The sequence below is a fragment of the Craterilacuibacter sp. genome, from assembly GCF_051659485.1.
Lineage (GTDB): Bacteria > Pseudomonadota > Gammaproteobacteria > Burkholderiales > Chromobacteriaceae > Craterilacuibacter.
Genome location: NZ_JBOFOO010000122.1, coordinates 1 through 1,433 on the forward strand (window position 1 = coordinate 1; position 1,433 = coordinate 1,433).

Below are 1,433 nucleotides of genomic sequence, written 5' to 3' on the forward strand. Positions count from 1 at the left end.
GAGTCCCGAGTCCCGAGTCCCGAGTCCCGAGTCCCGAGTCCCGAGTCCCGAGTCCCGAGTCCCGAGTCCCGAGTCCCGAGTCCCGAGTCCCGAGTCCCGAGTCCCGAGTCCCGAGTCCTACACCCAGTCGCGCGCCACGAGGAAGTGTTCGGTCAAGCGTGCCTCGGGGCTGCCGGCTTCGGGCTGGTAGCCGTATTCCCAGCGTACCAGCGGCGGCATCGACATCAGGATGGACTCGGTGCGCCCGCCACTTTGCAGGCCGAATAGTGTGCCGCGATCCCAAACCAGATTGAATTCTACATAGCGGCCGCGGCGGTAGAGCTGGAACTGGCGTTCGCGCTCGCCCCACGCTATCGCCTTGCGTTGTGCAACGATAGGCAAATAGGCGTCCAGATAACCGTTGCCGACCGCCTGCATCAGGGCAAAGCTTTGCTCGAAGCCAGGGGCGTTCAGATCGTCAAAAAACAGCCCGCCCACGCCGCGCGCTTCACTGCGGTGCTTGAGGTAGAAGTAGTCGTCACACCATGTCTTGTATTGCGGGTAGGTGTCTGTGCCGAACGGTGCACACAGCTCGCGCGCGACGCTGTGCCAATGCACGCAGTCTTCATCGAAGCCGTAATAGGGGGTGAGATCGAAACCGCCGCCGAACCACCATACCGCCTCTTCACCTTCTTTTTCGGCAATGAAAAAACGCACATTGGCGTGGCTGGTCGGCACATAGGGGTTTTCCGGGTGGATCACCAGCGATACGCCCATGGCTTCGAAGTGCCGCCCGGCGAGCTCAGGGCGATGGGCGGTGGCCGAGGCCGGCAGGCTATCGCCGGATACATGCGAGAAATTGACGCCGGCCTGTTCGAACACGGCGCCGGCGCTGAGTACCCGGCTGCGCCCGCCACCACCGGCCGGGCGCTGCCACGCGTCTTCGATAAAACGGGCGCGGCCGTCGGCCGCCTCCAGCGCCTTGCAGATGCGGTCTTGCAGGTCCAGCAGGAAGGCTTTGACCTGATCAATATGGGGGTGGCTCATCAAGCAGTATCCGGGAGTTTAATGGGCAGATTGTAACAGCAGCCTGCGGCCTGTTTGTGTGCATGCTTATGGCAAATTAAGGCCGGGCGGCATTTTGTTAATGATGGCCTTGACTATGTGCCGACCCGTCAGTGGGGGCTGTTCATCTCGCCCCGTCGCGATTTACTGCACCAAACCTCAACCCGCATCAGTGAAAACCTAGCGGTTGTCGGTGTTGAGGATTTGAAGGTGCGCAATATGTCGAGGTCAGCAGCGGGCAGCGCCGAACAGCTTGGATGGAAGGTGAAACAAAAGTCAGGGCTGAACTAAAGCGATCCTGAATCAGGGCTGGGGCGAATTCAGGCGCCAACAGGATGACAAGCTGGCGTGGAAGAGCGGCCACCTGATCAAGGTGCCACCGCGAAATA

General features: G+C 61.0%; 3 protein-coding genes. 1 reads left to right on the forward strand and 2 read right to left on the reverse strand.

Annotation, left to right across the window (positions count from 1 at the left end; all coding sequences use genetic code 11):
• On the forward strand, positions 1-190 hold a 190-nt coding region (locus ACRC1E_RS04190), incomplete at its 5' end, for a hypothetical protein (RefSeq protein ID WP_438513855.1).
• Here ACRC1E_RS04190 and hemF read toward each other — a convergent pair.
• Together hemF and ACRC1E_RS04200 are read right to left on the reverse strand one after the other, a co-directional pair.
• Positions 118-1,026, reverse strand: a complete 909-nt coding sequence (gene hemF, locus ACRC1E_RS04195) for an oxygen-dependent coproporphyrinogen oxidase (RefSeq protein WP_438513856.1) — start codon at positions 1,024-1,026, stop codon at positions 118-120. The two genes, ACRC1E_RS04190 and hemF, sit on opposite strands and share 73 nt — an antisense overlap.
• Positions 1,027-1,213: 187 nt before the next feature.
• Positions 1,214-1,433 (reverse strand): hypothetical protein (locus ACRC1E_RS04200; RefSeq protein ID WP_438513857.1); only part of this gene is annotated, 220 nt, incomplete at its 5' end.

Bases quoted from the DNA above. Each gene is read 5' to 3' on its own strand.
- hemF (WP_438513856.1), bottom strand. From the start codon at position 1,026: ATGAGCCACCCCCATATTGATCAGGTCAAAGCCTTCCTGCTGGACCTG.